This window comes from Kaistia sp. MMO-174, assembly GCF_037147815.1.
In the GTDB taxonomy this organism is placed as follows: Bacteria; Pseudomonadota; Alphaproteobacteria; order Rhizobiales; family Kaistiaceae; genus Kaistia; species Kaistia nematophila.
The window spans coordinates 541,612-558,740 of sequence record NZ_JBBCUO010000005.1 but is presented as its reverse complement, the minus strand read 5'-3'; the positions used below and the strand labels follow the sequence as shown (position 1 = coordinate 558,740).

22 protein-coding genes and 1 tRNA gene are annotated in these 17,129 nt (G+C 67.3%); all 23 read right to left on the bottom strand.

The genetic code is table 11. The features are described 5' to 3' along the window. On the bottom strand, positions 1 to 1,485 hold a 1,485-nt coding region (locus WFK98_RS20660), incomplete at its 3' end, for a DUF4815 domain-containing protein (RefSeq protein ID WP_336801563.1). Continuing rightward, entirely contained in the window at positions 1,485 to 2,594 is a 1,110-nt protein-coding gene (locus tag WFK98_RS20655) for a phage tail protein (protein WP_336801562.1), read from the bottom strand. The genes WFK98_RS20660 and WFK98_RS20655, both read right to left, overlap by 1 nt. Further along, on the bottom strand, positions 2,591 to 3,448 hold the full coding sequence (locus WFK98_RS20650) for a baseplate assembly protein (RefSeq protein WP_336801561.1): 858 nt from the start codon (positions 3,446 to 3,448) through the stop codon (positions 2,591 to 2,593). Before WFK98_RS20650 ends, WFK98_RS20655 begins: the two co-directional genes overlap by 4 nt. Further along, positions 3,445 to 3,849, bottom strand: a complete 405-nt coding sequence (locus WFK98_RS20645; RefSeq protein WP_336801560.1) for a GPW/gp25 family protein — start codon at positions 3,847 to 3,849, stop codon at positions 3,445 to 3,447. The genes WFK98_RS20650 and WFK98_RS20645 overlap by 4 nt, the downstream gene beginning before the upstream one ends. Continuing rightward, positions 3,842 to 4,030, bottom strand: a complete 189-nt coding sequence (locus WFK98_RS20640) for a hypothetical protein (protein ID WP_336801559.1) — start codon at positions 4,028 to 4,030, stop codon at positions 3,842 to 3,844. The genes WFK98_RS20645 and WFK98_RS20640 overlap by 8 nt, the downstream gene beginning before the upstream one ends. After that, positions 4,027 to 4,647, bottom strand: coding sequence for a phage baseplate assembly protein V (locus tag WFK98_RS20635; protein WP_336801558.1), 621 nt, complete (start codon positions 4,645 to 4,647; stop codon positions 4,027 to 4,029). Before WFK98_RS20635 ends, WFK98_RS20640 begins: the two co-directional genes overlap by 4 nt. Next, a complete protein-coding gene (locus tag WFK98_RS20630; protein ID WP_336801557.1) occupies positions 4,644 to 5,234 on the bottom strand; it encodes a hypothetical protein in 591 nt (196 codons plus the stop codon). Before WFK98_RS20630 ends, WFK98_RS20635 begins: the two co-directional genes overlap by 4 nt. After that, a complete protein-coding gene (locus WFK98_RS20625; protein WP_336801556.1) occupies positions 5,231 to 5,731 on the bottom strand; it encodes a phage virion morphogenesis protein in 501 nt (166 codons plus the stop codon). The genes WFK98_RS20630 and WFK98_RS20625 overlap by 4 nt, the downstream gene beginning before the upstream one ends. 2 nt (positions 5,732 to 5,733) lie before the next feature. Then, positions 5,734 to 6,204: a phage protein Gp36 family protein gene (locus WFK98_RS20620; RefSeq protein ID WP_336801555.1), complete on the bottom strand. Its 471-nt coding sequence runs from the start codon at positions 6,202 to 6,204 to the stop codon at positions 5,734 to 5,736. 220 nt (positions 6,205 to 6,424) lie between these two features. After that, positions 6,425 to 6,502 (bottom strand) — tRNA-Met (locus tag WFK98_RS20615). A gap of 6 nt (positions 6,503 to 6,508) precedes the next feature. Then, positions 6,509 to 6,862, bottom strand: coding sequence for a hypothetical protein (locus tag WFK98_RS20610; RefSeq protein WP_336801554.1), 354 nt, complete (start codon positions 6,860 to 6,862; stop codon positions 6,509 to 6,511). A gap of 197 nt (positions 6,863 to 7,059) precedes the next feature. Continuing rightward, positions 7,060 to 8,022, bottom strand: a complete 963-nt coding sequence (locus tag WFK98_RS20605; RefSeq protein WP_336801553.1) for a capsid protein — start codon at positions 8,020 to 8,022, stop codon at positions 7,060 to 7,062. A 25-nt stretch (positions 8,023 to 8,047) separates the two neighbouring features. Further along, complete coding sequence (locus WFK98_RS20600; RefSeq protein WP_336801552.1) at positions 8,048 to 8,431, bottom strand: hypothetical protein; 384 nt, start codon at positions 8,429 to 8,431, stop codon at positions 8,048 to 8,050. After that, positions 8,428 to 9,324: a phage protease gene (locus WFK98_RS20595; RefSeq protein ID WP_336801551.1), complete on the bottom strand. Its 897-nt coding sequence runs from the start codon at positions 9,322 to 9,324 to the stop codon at positions 8,428 to 8,430. Before WFK98_RS20595 ends, WFK98_RS20600 begins: the two co-directional genes overlap by 4 nt. Positions 9,325 to 9,749: 425 nt before the next feature. Then, on the bottom strand, positions 9,750 to 10,994 hold the full coding sequence (locus WFK98_RS20590) for a phage head morphogenesis protein (protein ID WP_336801550.1): 1,245 nt from the start codon (positions 10,992 to 10,994) through the stop codon (positions 9,750 to 9,752). A 3-nt stretch (positions 10,995 to 10,997) separates the two neighbouring features. Beyond that, a complete protein-coding gene (locus tag WFK98_RS20585; protein WP_336801549.1) occupies positions 10,998 to 12,593 on the bottom strand; it encodes a DUF935 domain-containing protein in 1,596 nt (531 codons plus the stop codon). Then, positions 12,587 to 14,254, bottom strand: a complete 1,668-nt coding sequence (locus WFK98_RS20580; RefSeq protein WP_336801548.1) for a hypothetical protein — start codon at positions 14,252 to 14,254, stop codon at positions 12,587 to 12,589. The genes WFK98_RS20585 and WFK98_RS20580 overlap by 7 nt, the downstream gene beginning before the upstream one ends. Then, entirely contained in the window at positions 14,251 to 14,847 is a 597-nt protein-coding gene (locus WFK98_RS20575; RefSeq protein ID WP_336801547.1) for a DUF3486 family protein, read from the bottom strand. The genes WFK98_RS20580 and WFK98_RS20575 overlap by 4 nt, the downstream gene beginning before the upstream one ends. 1 nt (position 14,848) lies before the next feature. Next, positions 14,849 to 15,148, bottom strand: a complete 300-nt coding sequence (locus WFK98_RS20570; RefSeq protein ID WP_336801546.1) for a VpaChn25_0724 family phage protein — start codon at positions 15,146 to 15,148, stop codon at positions 14,849 to 14,851. Further along, positions 15,145 to 15,552 carry a DUF2730 family protein gene (locus WFK98_RS20565; RefSeq protein ID WP_336801545.1) on the bottom strand — a complete coding sequence of 136 codons (408 nt, stop codon included), beginning with the start codon at positions 15,550 to 15,552 and terminating at the stop codon, positions 15,145 to 15,147. The genes WFK98_RS20570 and WFK98_RS20565 overlap by 4 nt, the downstream gene beginning before the upstream one ends. Position 15,553: 1 nt before the next feature. Beyond that, positions 15,554 to 16,063, bottom strand: coding sequence for a hypothetical protein (locus tag WFK98_RS20560; RefSeq protein ID WP_336801544.1), 510 nt, complete (start codon positions 16,061 to 16,063; stop codon positions 15,554 to 15,556). A gap of 1 nt (position 16,064) precedes the next feature. Next, positions 16,065 to 16,274, bottom strand: a complete 210-nt coding sequence (locus WFK98_RS20555; protein WP_336801543.1) for a hypothetical protein — start codon at positions 16,272 to 16,274, stop codon at positions 16,065 to 16,067. Position 16,275: 1 nt separating this feature from the next. After that, complete coding sequence (locus WFK98_RS20550) at positions 16,276 to 17,085, bottom strand: glycoside hydrolase family 108 protein (RefSeq protein WP_336801542.1); 810 nt, start codon at positions 17,083 to 17,085, stop codon at positions 16,276 to 16,278. Between the last annotated feature and the right edge of the window lie 44 nt (positions 17,086 to 17,129).

Here is a 17,129-nt window from a genome sequence, read left to right as displayed (position 1 = left end):
ATCGTCGACAAAGGGATCGACGAAGATGCCGCGCTTGGCGACCGGATCCTTGCCGTCGATCGACCGCTTCAGCTTTTCCATCGACACCACGTCGATCAGGTCGATCAGCCGGTTGTAATAACGCCACTGCTCGGCATAGGGCACGGCGCGAACGCCGCTGTTCACGATGCCGGGCTTGCCGGTCCAGGTGTTGGTGACGGTGCAGAGCGGCAGAAGATCCGCCGCCGCCACCGGCTCGACCGGGCGCGAGCGCGCCGAGAGCCCCTTCACATAGACGGGCAGGCCATCCTGATCGAGGCAGAGCAGGTCGATGCGCGGCAGCTTCCAGTCATAGGTCAGGAAGACGTCGGTGCCGGTGACGCCGCCCGCGAGCGTGACGCTATCGTCGGAAACAGCGGTCGGCGTCACCGCCACCAGATAGCGGTACTTGACGGTATAGCTCTGGCCCGAGCTCGGCTCGGCGCCGCCCGGCGCCCAGGAGATCGAACCGCCGGAGAGGTTGTAGTCGGTGCCGGCTACATAGGTGGTCGCGCCCGACTTCACCTCGAGGATGGCGCGCGGATTGTCCTTGTCGAGCAGGTCGGACGTGTTCGCCGGCGTGCCGCGCGTCTTGGTTTCCGTCACCTCCTTGGTGATCATCGCGACCGCAAGGGCCGAGAGCGGCGCATGGTTCAGAGCGATCACCGCCGTGCCGCTGCCGGCATCGTCGAAGGTATGCGGCTCGCTCTGGGCCGAGGTGAGATCATAGAGCTCGGCCTCGGCGTAGCGCAGCGCGTTGAGGCGCGTGGTCTTGAAGCCGTAGATGTTGGCGATGCCTTCCTCGATCGAGAAGACCTGGTCGCCCGCCTCCTTGCCGAGCGCCGTCACCCGGCAGCCCTGGACGATGTAGTTGCCATGCGCCTGGTAGTCGTAGACCGCGATCACCTTGACGACGCCGGAGAGCGTCGGCGGCGGGCTCTGGTCGAGCACGGTGCCGTTGCGCAGCAGGTAGACGGCGATCAGGTCGCCGTCCTCGCCATCACCCGACCGGCCCCAGGCAACGGTCTCGGCGACCCTGGCGGAGCCGCCTTCGCCCTCGGCCTCGGAGCCCGGATAGAGGCCGAGCAGATCCGGGTCCTCGACGGAGGTGACGACGGTCGAAACGATGCGGATGCCGATGACGATGTCGCCGGTCATCGGCACGTCGGTGAGCACGGCGGCCGCAACGTCACGGACATCGCCGCGCGCATAGACCCGGCCGGCGGCCAGCTGGACGGAGCCGCCGGCGACGTCGACGACGATGTCGCCATCGGCGATGCGGTCACCATCCGAGGCAACCAGGTCGCCGACCCGGCGGTGCCGACGCTCGACGATCGTCTGGATGTCATTCAGGTCGGCCGCCTCGGCGAAACGGTCCTCGCGCCCGACGACGCGCTGCCAGAGCGGCTTGTGCTGCGCCCGGTCAAAGGCCGCCGGGAGGCCGGAGGGATCGGAGAAATCGGTCATCAGAACCTCAACAGGAAGCGCACGCGCTCGCGCACGGTGCGGCCGAATTCGATATCGAGCGGAGTCAAGGCGATCTCCGGCAGGCCGGCATCCAGCTCGCCGGGGCCGAGCCAGAGCGCGCCCGGCCGGGCAGGATCCGCAGGCTCGGCGGCGAGGATCAGCGAGACGGCGGCGGCCGTGCTGCCATAGCCTTCGCCGAAGTCGGTCAAGGCCTCGACCAGCATCATGTCGGCGCCAGTCGGCGCCGCCGCGAACCGCAGGCCGCCGAACTGGTAGGGGCCGGTCGGATCGACGACGACGCGCTGCTGCACCTTCGCCCGGCGATAACCGATCACCGTGCCGCCAGAATCGCGGAAGCAGGCCCAGGCCGTGCCGGCCGGAACGGCAAGCAGCATCAGCTCGGAGCGGGCATCGCCGCCAAACGCGTCCCAGGCGAGATCCGGCCATTCGATATCCAGCCACGGCACCTCGCCGTCACCGGTCGGCTCGATCCATACGCCGAGCGCGGTCAGATCCGCCTCCGTCATGGCGTGGTCAAAGCTGTAGGTCCGCCCGAATGACCATTTGGCGCCATCCGCGCGCAGCCGGGCTCCCGACGAGGAACTCCAGCGCGCCTCGGACCAGCGGTTCCGGCTATATTCCAGCGGACGGATGTCATAGCCGGCGAAGCCGCGCCAGAAGACCGAGCGAAGCGGCGTCGAGAGGTTGGCGACGCCGTCGATCGGATCGAGGTCATCCTCGTCGTCGCGGACGCGGTCGAGCGCGAGCTGGAACAGGTTCCAGCGCGATCGACGGACGGCCGCCTCTTCGATCCCGGCGGTATAGCCGAGCCAGCCGAGCGCGCGATCGACCGCCGCCGGCGTGCCGCGAACACGGGTCCACGCAACGCCCTCTCGAAGTAGGTCATAGAGGTTCGGGACATAGGGCGTCAGCTCGCCCAGGCCGTACTCGTAGACGAGAAAAGGCAGGAAGGACGGCGGCGGCGTGAACTTGATGCCGGAGAGACTGGTGATCGCGCCATCGAGGCGCGGCGTGACGTCGATCGCCTCCGACAGCGCCCGCTCGAAGGCTGTGGAAGACGTCGGCAGCAGATGCTCCGCCGCCGTCATCGATCCCGCCCCATCATCGTCAGGTCGACGGCACCGAGCGCGACGGCGCGGCCCGGCAGCACGACGACGGTCTCGGCCGGCGCCAGGATCTCGACCCGCTGCACGCCCGTCTTCATCAGCCGGGACAAGAGCCATTCGCGCGTCAGGTCGAAGCCGAGACCGCCCTCGGCAGCCCAGTCCGCCCGCAGCGCAGCCGGCAGGGCCGCGACCAGCGACCCGGCCGCATCCGGCAGCAGCCAGATGCGCGCCGCGACATCGATCGTGTCGGTGACGGCGGCGATCACCCGGATCGTGTCATTGACCATGCGGACGGCCGCGTTCTCGATCGCCTCGGAAACGAGGGCGAGCAGCCCGGCATCGGCGACGCCGTTGTTGTCGGCGGCGACCACGGCGATCTCGATCTGCGGCGTGGTGCCGACGCGATAGACGGCCGCGTCCGCGACCCGGAGCGAGGCGCCGAGCGCGACGGCGCGATAGCGCGGCTCGGTGCCACCAGTCGAACGGCCCTGGACCGTGAGCAGGGTGCGCAGGCGAAAGCGATCGTCGCTCTCGTCCAGTAGCCGCACCGCATCGTAGAAGGCGGCGAGATGGTCGAGATCGGCGCCGCGCGCGAAAGCCAGAAGATTGGCCCGCACCGCATCATTGACCCGGGCGCGAAGCAGCATCTCGCGATAGGCGGCGGCCTCGGCGACGATCTTCACCGGGTCGGTCTCCAGACCGCCGACGTCATAGGCGATGCCGGCCGCGTCGAAACGGCTCTGGGCGTCCGCCATGATCTCGACGAGGATCGCCTCGAAATCGAGCGTCTCGATCGCCTCGGGCGGCGGGAAAGTGGCGAGGTCGATCGCGGTCAAGACGAAGCGCCCCCGAGAAGACGTGCATCCAGATTGATCTCCGCCGCCTCCGACACGGAGTAGTCGCCCAGATGGCCGAACGGGTAGTGCAGCACCGACAGCAGAAAGCCGATCGCGCCGGAGCGGCCATCCAGGCGCCAGGGCATCACCTCAACGATGCGGATATTCGGCTCCTGGCTGTGCACGGCATCGACGATCTCGGCATAGGCCTTAAGCACGTTGTCGGCCGTCAGGTTCTCACCGCGCAGATCCCGGAGATCGGATCCGAACCCCAGCCGCATGACGCGCGTGATCCGACGCGTCGACAGGATGACGCGCACGGACTGCGCCGCATGATCGAGACCGCGCAGCAGGCGGCCCGTATGGCGGTCGATGCCGGTGCGGAGGCGACGCTCAGCCATTCTTCGCCTTGCCCTTCCTGGCAGACGGAGACGCCGGGCGAGGCGCGACCTTCTCAATCACGCCCCAGACGTCCTCGGCTTCGGCCTCGCGAAGGGTCAGAGGAAACTCCTCGCCCGCCTCGCGCCACTTGCCGGCGACCGGGGCACGTTTCGTCGCCCGATAGCGTTCTGTCTCGCTCACACCAGCACCTCGTCGTTGCCGTCCATGGCGGTATCGCCATCGCTGTCCTTGCCGCCCTTGTAGTGCGCCGGCCGGGAACCGCCCTTGCCGCGGAATCGCGTCGACATGGCGAGTTCGTCGCCGTCGAGGGTGAAACCCTTGCCATCGACCGCGATCGTGATGGAGCTCTCCGACAGCGAGATCTCGGCATCGCCGACCTTCAGCGTCAGCCCGTCGCCCTTCAGCACCAGGCGCGCTTTGCCGAACTCCCAGACGCGTTCGTCGTCCTTGGTCGACGGCGGCGGATGGTCCTCGTCGAAGGTGCCGAACATGGCGCGCGAGCCGGTGCCGATGACGCCGGAGGGCGACAGCAGAAGCATTTCCTCGCCTACCTCGGGCGGCGACCAGTCGCGCACCTTGCCGGCGGAGCCGGATTGCCACTTCACCCAGGGCGACAGGATCTCCGCGCCAGTCTCGGCGTCGCGCGCGATGACCAGGCGAATGCGATAGTTCTCTGCGTCGACCTCGCCGACCTTGCCGGGCAGCATGATGCGCGCCATGCGCTGATCCGTGTCGACCTGGCGCATTTCCATCCGGTCGAGCCGGGCCTTCAGGGCATTGAGGGCCAAGGGTCTCATGCGTCCACTCCCTCGGATCCGGGCCATAGGGTGACGGGCTGGCCGTCCTGTACCGTCTCCAGGCGCTCGGTCAGCATGGGCGGCGTCATCGGTTGCCCTTCGGCGAACAGCGTCTGGCGCCAGGTCACCGCGTAGAAGCAGAAGCCCTTCTGGTAGGAGAGCGCCGTAAAGAGAGGCTGGGCGCGCATCTCGGCTGGACTGGTGATGTCTGCCAGACCCCAACGCGGCGTCTGGAAATCGGCCAGGATGTCGAGCAGGCCATGGCAGAGCGCGAGCGCGACTTCCTCCCGGCGCGTCGAGCGGCCGGCGATCGCCATCTCCTCGGTGACGACATAGGCCGCGCATTCGGCGCCGATGTCGTATTGGCCCGGCACCTGCACCGGCGCGGTGGCGCCGATGACCGAGACGGCGATCATCGGCGGTTGAAAGATGTCGCCGGCGACGACGTCGGCAACATCAATCCGGCCGGGATGCGTCCGCACCGTGACATCGGGGAAAAGCGGGCGAAGGGTGGCGGCCATCGCATCGGGCAACGCGGCGAGGCGTGCGGCGGCCAGGCGCTCCGGCAGCGTGCGCGCGGCGATCATGACGCCCTCCGAGCGCGGCCAATCTGCCGGCCGAAGAAGTTCGTCACCAACTCGACTATGTCGGCGGCATTGTCGCCGGAAAGCCCGAGAAATTCGCGCGCCGGGATTGTCACCTGCTTTGCCACGACATGACGGCCCCCGACCATGAACGCGAGATGGGAGGCCTGCTGCGGCTTGATCGTCGCGCCAAACTGGTGGACGTGGGCGTATTCCCACGTCGCGCCCCATTCGACACTGTCGCCGCCGGCGATCCAGACGATCGATTGCAGCAGGTGCTGGCCAGTGCGGACCAGGATCGGCGTGCCCTCGGCGTTCTCCGGCCAGGCCGCGCCGTCTGGGCCGGCCTTTTCCTCCTCAATCCGCCGGCGCGTCTGACTTTCGCCGAGGGCCCCGATATCAGACAGCAGCCGTGCCCGGTCGAAATCGCCCAGCCCATCGACCAGGGGAATGATGGCCGCCAAATCGCTCGTATCGATGGAGATGCCAACGCCGGACATGCTCACCATCCCACCAGGCGATCGCGGGTCAGGACACGCTCGGGACCGACCACGAGCGCTTCATTCGGCGAACCGCTTCCGGCCGCGCCGTCCGGACCATCGCCACCGCTGGAGGCGCTGCCCTCGATCGAGAGCGCGCCCTTGCCGATGGCAATCGCCGTCAGCCGCGCGATCGCGGCCTCGTAGCGTTCCTTCACGCGCTCGTTGGAACGGCCGAAGGAAAGCGCGACGCGGTAGAGCGCCATGTCGATGCAATAGAGCTGCAGCACCTCGGCCGAGGCCGGCGTGACGCGGCCGAGCTCGGCCTCGGTGTATCGGGCGAAAAGGATGCTGCGGATCTCGGCCGACGCGTCGCCAAGGGCCGCCTCGATCCGCGCGTCGTCGCGCAGCCGCGTGGTCTCGTCGGCGGCGAGGATGGTGGCCTCGCTCGGATAGCGGGCGATGACCTGGGCGAGCGTGGCAAAGGCGGTCAAGTTCGTTCCTCTCTTTCAATGGTGTCTCCCGGCGCGTGCGCCGGGAGCAGGATCGCCGTCGCGATCGACCGGCAGGGAGGAGGTTGCCGGAGCTGGTTGCGGCGGGACTGACGCACCACGCCGCCCGAACTGATTGCCGGGCTACCCTCCCGGCCTGGCCGACGGCACTGGTTGCGTATCCAGCGCTTCCAAAACGGGGCACATCGGCTTCCCCTGGTATTGGTTGCGGGAGGCGGATTCGAACCGCCGACACTCCAGGGTATGAACCTGGCGGGCTACCGGGCTGCCCTATCCCGCGAAACGGTCAGTCGTCGGGCCATTCGCCGTCGATGGCGCGGGCGGCCTTCAGCTCGTCGAAGGCTTTCCGATCCAGTCGGATCTCGCCGCCGGCGGGGACGTGGACACCGTCGTGAAGGATGTTCGAATGGGCTTCGAAGACGTGGACCGGTTCCGAAACCGCGCTCATCTCGCCGATCGCATATCGGTCCTTGAAGAAGGCGGTCGACAGAGCCGTGCGCTCCTCGGCCGAAAGATTGGCGACCCAAAAGGCGGCGCGATCCTCAAGACTGAGGCTTTCCAGCTCGTCCACGATGACGGAGGCCGAACGGCCGCGAACGGAGAGGTCGGGGGCGGAGCTCGTCTCCGCCCCCTCGGTCATATGAGCAGCGGGCTGAACCCCTACGTCGGCACCGGTTGCCCCTACCACGGGCTCCGCCGGCTGACGTTCCGAAACGGTGCTGGGGGCCTCGCGAGCCGTACCAGACTGCTCTTCGCTCTCCACGGGTATGATGGGCGAGGTGGCGGCGGGATCGACCGCCGGCGCCTCGGAGCTCTTGCGCGGGGGGCGTGCCATGGTCAGGCCACCGCGTTCTGGATGAAGAAGCCGACGTCCTTGGCGACGACGAGCTCGCGCACCTTCTCGCCGACGCGGATCTGCACGCCGCCCTCCAGGCCAACGCCCGAATCCTCGATGCGCCCGGCGATCTTGTTGCCGAACTGTGCCGTCATGCCGAAGGTCACGCCATTGTCGGTGTTGGCGGCGGGATCGATGTGCAGCGCGGCGATGTGCTTGCCCCAGACGCGGGAAAGCGACGCGCCCTGGCCCTTCTTCGCCATGTTCACGAAGCTCTCGCCCACCAGAACCTTCTTGACCTCCAGGAGATCGGCGAGCTGCTGGCGGGTGATGACACCCTGGTCCGTCAGGTTGCCCTTCACGGCATTGACGAGCTTCGGGTGGCTGCGGATCTTCGCCCAGACCGGCTGACCGAAAACGAGCGTGTTGGCGCGGAAGATCAGCGTGCCTTCGATCGCGGCGAGCAGAACGCCGATCGGGTCGGAATTCGTGTAGTCCGAGAGCTGCGACGTGCCGGAAAGGGTGACCTTCCGATCGGAGGCGTAGCTGGCGGGATTGTGGACCAGGCCGGCAACGCGGATCTCGCGGCCGAGCTGGACGAGATTGGCGACGCCTTCGGCGGCACGAGCCTCGGGATCGTAAGCCGACGTCTTCTGCGCGCGGGCGGCGGCGGCGGCCTTGATGTCGGAGTTCGGCACCGGGCTTTCGAGCCCGTGATCCGTGGTCGAGCCATCGCGCTGCTCACCGGTGAACTCGACCTGGTTGACGCGGCCCTTACGCCCGACTTCGGTGTCGGGGACGGTGAAGCCCTCGGCGAGCGGGTATTCGGTCCACTTGAACTGCTCGGAGAGCACAGGGACACGCGGCAGCACCTCGTCGGCGATCAAGGTGTGCGCGGGATTGCTGTAGCCGATGGCGATCGCGGTCAGGACCGGATCGACAACGAAGGGGCGGTTCGAAGCCATGGAAGAATTGTCCTGGTTGGCGGCGTCAGGCCGGCGTGGTGATGAAACCCGGCGAGACCCTCACCGGAATGATGTCGTCGGCGACGCCGGGCGCGAGGGCGATCGCGACATAGGCGGCGCGCGTGCCGGCGGTGGGCGCACACTTGACGCCCTTGCCGCCCGTGCCGGCGGTGATCGGGTCACCGGCTGCGACCGTGCCGCCGAGGCGCACCTCGGCCGGACCGGCGAGCGTCACGTCGAGCATGCCGCCCTGCGGCGCGCCCATGCTGTCGGCGATGCCAAGCAGCGGATCCGTGCCGGCGGTGCCGATGCCGACCGTGGTGTCGGTGGTCGGCGCGGCGAACTTGGCGATGAGGTAGCCGGCGACGGCAACGGCCGCGCGGTAAGACTTGATGAAACTGCCGCTCACGACTGCTTCTCCTTCACGGCCAGGACGGCGTCGGCGAAGGAGATGTCGTGGCCGGCTGAGGACTGCTCCCTCTGATAGACACGGGCGGCGGCGGCGAGCGCGACCGGATCCGTGGCGGTGTCGGTATCGACCTTGCGGTCGTCGAGGCCGGACGCGGCGAGCTGCGCGGGCGTCGCAGCGATCAGACGCTCGACCTCGGCCAAGCCGGCGTCGGTGGCGCAAAGGGCGGTGTAGTGCCCCTTCTGCGCCGGCAGGATCTTCTTGGCGGCCAGGGCGCCATCGATGAGCGCCGTAACCTTCGCCGTCCGGTTGTCAGCCTGCAGCGTGGCGAGCTGGTCCTGGGTCGACTGCAGCGTGGCGACGGTCTGGTCGTGCACGGCCTTGTCGACCATGGCGCCCTTCAGCGTGGTGACGGCGGCAAGGCATGCTGCCTCGTCCGCAGTCTCGGCCAGGCCGAGCGCGACGGCGATCGTCTTCATGGGTTTCTCCGGGGTTTCAGGGATGTCCGAGGCGGCGGCCAGCGCCGGCATGGAGGGCAGCGCGGGCGATGCGACCAGCGCGAGCGACTTCAGGCGCGTGACCGTGCCGGCCTTGTCGTGCCAGAAGGCGGGCGAGACATAGCGGTAGGCCTTGGCGGCCAGCAGCGCCTTGCCCTTCTCCAGCCAGTCGACCTGGGCGAAGAGCAGCCCGCTCCGGATCTCCAGCTTCTTGATCCAGCCGACCGGCTCGACCTCCTCGCCCTTCGGCGCGCGGATCTCGGTGGCATGGTTCACGTCGACGGGCAGATCGATCGCGTCGCCGTCGAAGGTCGCGATCAGGGCGGCAAGATCGCCGAGCTGATAGGCGCGGCCGTCGCGGGTCTGGATCGCCGGTCCTGCGGGGAAAAGCTGCACCCAATCAGGCGCCTCAGCGCTCTCGCCGCCGAGGGCTGAGAGGGCTGCAAAGAAACCGATCGAGGGGGTTGCGCTGCGTTTCGTCATGCGGCCAGAATGGCGATGCCGAAGGGATCGAATGCCCCGGAACGGCTTCCGGGGCTAGACAGGCGTCAGGCCGATCGATCCGAAGAGGCCGAGCCTGCCGCGCCATCGCCTTCGAAGGCCTCTTTCAAAGCCCCTTCAAAGCCACTCAAAGCCCATCGCGGGCTTTTCCGGTAGGCTGATCGCCCGAACAGGCTGCTGCCGGCCGGCGGGCCGTTTCCGTGGCGAAGCGCTCGAAGCATTGCGCGAAGGCGAATTCGGCCCTATTTTGGTGATGCGGCCGGTCAAGCGGATAGGGAGCCTCGGATGCTCTGCTGGTTGTCCACCCAGCACCGGCCGCCTCAATCTCCCCGCCAGTTCCACGCCCCCAAACGATCCAGAAGCACGCGCATTCGGTTGCCGCTCGACCGGAACAGCGTCGACACATACGGGTAGCCGTCGCGGCTCACCTTGACCGCGAGCACCAGCCAGGAACCCTCCTGCTCCGCCGGCTGCCAGAACATCACGCCTTCCCCCTCTTCGCGGCGGTCGATGGCCGTGCCCATTTCGAGGATGGCGGGGATGTGGGCGAAGTCGCCGATGTCGATGCCACCGTGCTTGCCGATCTTCTGCGCCATCGTCGCCGGCGAAATGGCGACCACCGAGGATCGGGCGCCCAGGACGGCGGTGAGCTTCGGTGCGATGGCCGCCGGCAGATGCGCGCGCTCTCGCTTCAGGGCCAGCTGCAGCGGAACGTCGGATGCCCAAAGGTCCGAAATGGTCTTCTGCGCGATCGGGAGCTCGTCACGTTCCGCGCCTCCGATCACCTCGATCTTCTGGCGCAGGTTTTCGACGACGACCTTGGCGCGGCCGAGCCCGGAATTCGTGTGCCAGCCGGGATCGATGCCGACCGGGACGTGGGTGACTTCACCGGTCCGCCGGTTCACGAAAGGCTGCGTCTCGATGATCGGTCGATCCGCCGAGTAGAACTTCGCCTCGGACACCGAGGAGAGCAGGCGATCGCGCTCGCGCCGGGTGATCTGGCGGACCGTGCATTTGCAGCCCCAGCCATTCGGCGGAAAGTGGGAACGCCAGAACGGATCGTCGACAGGCAGAATTGTGCCGGCCCACCCAAGGTGCTCAGGTCGCGGATCGCTGGCCGTGGTCCGCACATAGAGCAGGAAGGGCAAGGCCTCCTTGGTCCGCTGGATCCGGTCCCACTGCCCGGCAGCCCGCGCCGCGTTCATGTTTGACCAGAAGATCGTCTTGAGGCGGCGCGGGTTGGAGAAATCGACCAGGCGGTCGGGATCCGCGCCGGTCGGATCCGCAACAGCCCTCTTGCCCCACCAGCCAAGGCGCCGCAGCTCGGGCTCGATCTCCGCTTTCCAGCTCTCCAGGCCCTGGCCGGTATCGATCGCCTTGCGGATCGAATCCCGAAAGGCCGTCAGGAGATCGAGCTCGGTCGCCTTGGCGACGGTAAACGCGGAGGCATGCTCCTCGCCCCAGACATCGAGCCAGGAGAAACGCGGCGCAAGGCCCTTCTCGCGGAAGTAGTCCACGACTTCCGGCGCCGGACCGAAACCCCTGCGCGGCGTGGGGTCTGCCATGGACTAGTCCTTGATGTCGCCGAGGCCACGCGCGATGGACGTCGCGATGGCGAGCTTCTCGGCCAGAGGGCGGCTGTCGAGATCCAGTCCGTCGACCAGTTCGAGGAGATCCTCGAATGTGGTCGCTCCATTCGCCGCCGCGAGCAGCTTGTCGATCATGGGAGCAAGCATCGGCTGCCAGCCTTCCATGACCTCGTCGAGATAGGCCTCGACATCGTCACCGGCGTGGTCACGCGGCCGATCGGCGGCAAGCCGGGCAATCCCGAGACAGCCACCGCATTGGCAGCCGGCGACATGGGCGCCCAGCGCTGCCGTGGGACGCTTGCCGACCGGCGGCGCGTCTGTCCGCACTTCCGGCGTGAGGCGTGGCTGCAGAAGCACCTCGTCCGGTGCAGGCTCGGAGAGGCCGATCCGTTCGCGCATCTCGCGCTGGCTCACTTTCAGGCCCAGCGGCACCAGGATGTCGACCGCCTCGGTCAGGGCCTTGATGTCCTCCGGCTCCGCCACCGACATGGCGAGCCTTGGATAGGCGTCCTGCGGACCGAAATTCATAGCCACGAAATAGGGGATGATGTCCCGGTTGACCGTGGTGCAGAGCTGCCGGCAATCGGCGCGGAGGATATCCAAGCGCACCTCGTTGTGGATCTTGGCCTGGCCAAGAGAGGCGCCATCGTCCGAGGTCATGGTCTGGCCGACGACCAGCTTGGAGACGGAGCGGTCGAGGTAACCGAGCAGACCGCCGAACACCGCCTCGCCCTGGCTGCCGGAGACCTCGTGGAACTCGATATCCATGCCCGTCGGCATGATGGCTGCGGCGTCGTTGGAGATCGATGCCACTGCCCGCAACAAGGTGCGCTTGTCGGCCTCGGAGGCCGAGGGATGATATTTGCCGACGCGCATCGGCATGCCGTAGACCTCGGCAAACGCCGCCCAGTCCTTCAGCGCCAGCGACTGCAGCAGGAAGGCCCAAGCCGCCGCGCGGGCGAAGCCGCGCCGGATAGGAATGCCCGTCTTGGCGCGCGGCGTGTGCCTGACGAACTTGCCAGGCGGAAGCGGCTCACCATCAAGGTTGCCGTCGACGGCCAGGCGCAGCTCTGTCATCGAGGCGCGGTCGAACTGGAAGAAGCGAGGGTCGCGCCAGCGGTACTCGACTGGCCGCAGCAGCTTCGCCTCGTACTCCCACATCATCTCCGACACGGCATAGCCCTTGGCAATGCCGTCCGTCTTGGCGCCGAGCATGTCCGAGAACTCGGCTGTCTCGACCAGCTCGCGCACGGCGTCGGTGATCTTGGACGCCACGCCCTTCGACGCCTCGATAGAGGTCTCGACACCCTCGATGGCGAGCCGACGCGTCTGCACCTGGCTGGCGTAGTGGAGGTAGCGTTCCTCCATCTCCTCCGCGAGGGTCAGATAGTCCCGAGTATGCCCCATGGCGGCGCCGCGAAGGATCATGGCGAGCCGTTCGGGCGTCATGCCGCTGGCGACCGTGTCGGAAAGCGTGTGGCGCACGCCCATGATGGCTGGGCCGGCGACCTCGGACGAAAGAAGCGTCCGCTCCATCGGTTGGCCGTCCGGACCGAGGATCGAGGATCTCACCACAGCGCGCGTCTCCCGCCGATTGAATAGTTGGGGTCGACCTGGTCGAGCCAATAGTCCTCGCCGCCGAGCTCGCTGACCGCGTCATAGGCATAGGTCGCGATCGGCATCAGCGAGGCGAAATGCGCCAATGCGGCGGCGATCGCCGCATCGCCGTGACGCTTCTTCTTCTTGCCGTCCGCTGCCGCCTCGCCCTTCTGGGTCGTGCGCGTGGCCGGCACGCGAGCGACGCCGTCGATCATCTTGATCAGGCGGAAATCGCCGAGCACGTCGGCATCCTTGGGCAATGCCATGCCGACCGCTTCCAGGGTCTCCTTCAGCTTCGGCATGTTCTCGCGATACCAGTCGACCGAGAATTTGATCTGCGCGATCCGGTCCATGCCCCATTTCTGGGCTGCGGCTTCCGCGAGCGCGGCGCCGTTGCCACCGGCGTCGAGCGCGCCACCAGCGAGGCGCGGCAGGCGCTCTCCGATCCAGAACAGCACCTGCTGCTGCTGGGCGAAGGGAATGTTCCGCATCTCGACCAGGAACGGCGTGCGCCGGTAGAGATTGCGGGTGAGTTGCACGGGCCAGAGGGCCGACAGATCCGCCACGCGGCCGAAGTCCATGCCGAAGAACGAGGTGAGGTGCGGGTCGAGCTGGGCCATGATCTGCCCCAGCATGGTCTCGCACCAGGAGCGCGCCGCGAGCTCGCGCTCGGCTTCCGGGGCGGCGGCGAAGCTGGACGGCATCTCCCAGCGCAGGACCGGCACTTCCGCGGACATGTTCTTCTCGATGACGGCAGGCAGCAGCCAGGCGCCCGAGCCCTCGGACGGGATGACGAAGAGCTCTTCGTCGGCCGCGTCGCCATAGTCGAGGATGACGCCGGCGCGCCATTCGGCCTCGCCCTCGGGCGACCAGACTTCGCGCTTGCGAAGGCAGATCCGGCGATAGAGGCCGTCGTGGAGCGCCTCGTCGAAATCGATCCGGACGAGGCCATAGCGCGCCCGGCCGGCACGGATGTCGCCGATGCGTCGATTGAAGGCGTTCGTCTCGCCGTCATGGGTTGAGATCACGACCACCTTTCCGCCCCAGATCAACAGAGCGAAGGCAGCTTTCAAAAGCTCGTCCAGGTCGTCATGGAAGGCGGCTTCGTCGACGATGACATAGCCCGCCTTGCCGCGCAGCGAGCGCGGCGACGACGGCAGCGCGACGATCTCGAAACCCGAGGCGAAGGCAATACGGAAGGCCTTGATCTGGCGCGTCTCGCCCGTCGCCGGATCGAGATCCTCGAAGACATACTCGCCGACCTCGACGGCCGCCTTGGCGAAGAGCTTCGCCCACATGCCGCAGACGTCGATGAACTCGCGCGCCATTTCGAGGTTGTAGCCGATGTACCAGGTATCCATGCCACCGGCGGCAAACTCGGCCGCCGACATCAGCACGGCATCGGCCGCAAAAGCCCAGGTCAGGCCGATGCGGCGTGACTTCTCGATGAAGGTGACGGAGTTCAGCAGACGGGCCGAGATCGACCGCTTCTGATAGGGCAGCAGGATATCGCCGAGGCCGGCCTCCTGCAGCTCGGGCGGAAGGCCGTAGAGGGACGCGCGCCGCAGCTCGGCCCACTCGTCCTTCGAGATGGCGCGGCCGATCTTGAAGGCCTGGTCAGAGGTGATGACGCTCATGGCGCCGCCTTAGCCGGCTCCGGCTTGATGCCGAGGAACTCGGCGCGGAGGGTGTCGACCGTCTCCTTGGTCAGACCCTGGCGCTTCGCCACGGTTTCGATCGTCGCGACGGCCGCTTGCTTCAGCTCGGCTTCCAGCTTCTGGCGCCGGTCGGTCGAGATCTTCTGCGCCGCGACGGTGGCATGGAAGGCGCGGGCCAGCTCCATAGCCTCCTTCGGCTTCTTCTTCCCCGACTGATCATCGACCAGCTCGATGATCAACGTCTTGATGAACTCGCCCAGGATGACCGTGTTCTCGTCGACGTCGGCGGCGGTGAACTGCGTCGCCAGGCCTTCGAACATGGCGCGCGCCTCGCCCATGCGGCGCTGTGCTGCCGCGAGGCGGAGTGCCTTTCGGTTGAAGGCCGACCGCGAGATCGCCTCGATGCCCTTCGCCTCGAGGCGATCGTTGAGCTCGAACAGGATGTCGGTCTGCGAGCGGGTGCGGAATCCCAGCTGCTCGCAAGCCCAGACGATATCGTCGGACGCTTCTTCCGGCAGCAGGTCGATCGACGACAGCCTGCCGCGTCCCAGACGATCCGGACGATCCGCCATGTCACACCTCCGGCGACGGGCGCGCGATGCCCTCGATCTGCGAACGACGTTCGACATGGTCGACGCCGGCGCGGGTGATCTCGGCGATCATGATGGTGCCGGCTTCCGAGATTCGGACAGCGCCGAGCTCGGAGAGCTTGCGCAGTTGGGTCCGCGTCCAATCGCGGGAACGGCGATGGCCGAAGGTTTCGAGAACGCGCGTGATCAGCGTTTCGTTCAGGCGGCCGTCGAGCTGGCGCACGAGCTCGCGCAGAATGACCAGGCGGGCGTCTTCGACCAGGTAGGCGTCGAAATCGGTCATCGACCATGCCTCATGAGAAAGTCTTCAACTCGCTGGCTGGATGCCGAGACGGCTTTCAGCGTCTCGCCCTGGGCGCGAACGTCGCCCCGGATCTCGGAGACGGTCAGCGCCAGCCCGTGGACGGATTCCATGTCCGGCATGTTACCGATGCGGGCCTCGATCTCGGTCAGGCGCTCGCGCACCTCGCCGCGCGAGGTCTGGCCGTCTTCGCGATCGACCTGCATATCGCGCTCCAGCTTTTCGATGCGACCGGCGAGGCCGGAGAGCGCCTCGTGCTGGGCGCGCTGCATCAGCGCCATGTCCTCCTTCTTCGCCTTCGAGCGCGCGGAACCGATGGTCCAGGCGAGAGCGGCTACGGAAAGCACGATGGGGATCGTTCGATAGACGTAGTCGATCCAGTCCATGTCAGCCGCTGACCTTCTTGCCGAAGATGGCCTTGAAGGTGTGGCCACCGCCGTAGATCGTCAGCCAGATGCCCGAAAAGCCGAGCACCTGCTCGTAGGGAATGCCGACGTCGATCGCGAAGAGAGCGCGGAGCCACGGCGCCAGGATCAAGGACTGGAAAGCGACCCCCGTCACCAGCCAGGAGAGCGCCGGTCGCCACGCCCAGGAGAAGGCGCTGCCGCCGGCCTCGCTTGCGGCCAGCTGCTGCATCAGCTTAATGCCTTCGGCTTCGAGCGCGGCGAATTCGTCCGCACGATCGCGCTGCAGGTCGTCGAGGCGGGCCGAAGCCTCCTCCGGATCCCGCTCGATCGCCTGGATGACGGCACCGGGCGTTGCCTCGACGCCGAGGGCGTCTGCTGCCGCCTTGCCGACGACGCCGCCGACAGCCGCACCGAGCGGTCCGCCGATGATGGTGCCGAGCGTCGTGGCGCCCGCCTGCGCCAGCGGCCCGGCGATTGTCTTCCAGTCCATGTCAGCCCCCGATCCAGAAGTAGAAAAGCGCGCGGACCACGATGAAGAGCAGCCCAAGCCCGACGAAGGCGCCGCCGGCGATGCCGCCGGCCATGGCGATGGCAAAGCAGCGGTCGAGGTCCGGCGAGCGGCAGAAGCGCCGAAACGTGATGGCGAAAATCAGCAAGCCGATAAGGATGGCGATGATGCCGATGGTGATCAGCCAGTCCATGTCAGGCGACCTCGGCGACGACGGCGAGCGTGGCGGTCGCCATCGCGTGGCGTGCCGCCGCACGGCGCTTCAGCACCAGCCCGCAGATGATCAGGACGCCGGCGGCAGCAGCCAGGGCGGCGACGGTGGTCCAGTTGAAATTGAGAAACTGATCGGACGGGACCGAGCCCGTGACAGCGCCCGTGCCCGAGCCGGTGCCAGCGGCGATGACCGCCGTTGCACCCTTCTCGTCGGCCTTGGCCTTCTTGTTGTCGTTGGCGGCAATGGCCTGCAGATCGGAGATGACGGCACCGGCCATCAGTAGCGAACGGGCGCGGATGTCGCCGACCCGCGCGCCCCAGCCTTTGCCGAAGGTTTTCCAGTTGGTCAGGCCCTGCAGGAAGCCGAGACGGCCGTCATTGAGCGCCTGGATCAGCTTGGTCGCCGATTTCGCGCGCACGGCCGCGAGCGTCGCCCGGCCGACCTTGCCATCCTGGATGGCGCCGGCGGCCCTCTGCAGCGCCTTGATCGAGCGCGAATTACCGGAGTTGACGCCATAGTCGAAGGTCGAAAGATCGACGCCGGCTGGCAGGTCATCGCCGCGCACGACGCGCCAATACTCGGCCTCGTAGATCTGGGCGATCTGCGCGTCGGTCAGCTTCTGGATGTCGAGGTTCGGATGCGAAGAGGCGGCGATGCCTGCCTTCGTTCCCCTCAGCTCGCCCTTGCCGACCTTGCCGCCGGTCCAGTTGCCGGGATCGGCGCGATTGGTCGAATAACCTCCCTCGTGCTTGAGGGTGACGGCCAGGCAGGCGGAGAAGCGGGACGACATGACGACACCTCGTTGCGGAGGTGTCCAAACTGGCCTGTGGCTAT